This is a genomic window from Rhizobium ecuadorense (assembly GCF_001187535.1).
Lineage (GTDB): Bacteria > Pseudomonadota > Alphaproteobacteria > Rhizobiales > Rhizobiaceae > Rhizobium > Rhizobium ecuadorense.
On record NZ_LFIO01001071.1, the window covers coordinates 1 to 269 of the forward strand.

General features: G+C 55.4%; 1 protein-coding gene. It reads left to right on the forward strand.

The annotated features are described in order from the left end of the window. The coding region (locus AF337_RS20415; RefSeq protein WP_152971142.1) for a glycosyltransferase family 2 protein at nt 1-269 on the forward strand (269 nt) is incomplete at both ends.

Here is a 269-nt window from a genome sequence, read left to right on the forward strand (position 1 = left end):
GTTTCTGCTGTGGGTCATGTTCAATCGCGCGACGCAAGGCGATCGATGAGATTGGGGGGTTTCCAACGGAATCCATCACGGAGGATCTGTTGACCACCCTTTCCATGCTCAACAAGGGCTACAAGACCCGTTACCTGAATGAGCGCCTGTCGATGGGATTGGCCGCTGAGAATCTGACTGGCTATTTTGTACAGCGCGAGCGCTGGTGTCAGGGGGGAATTCAAACACTCTATCTTCACAACGGCCCACTGCGCGGACCTGGTCTGTCG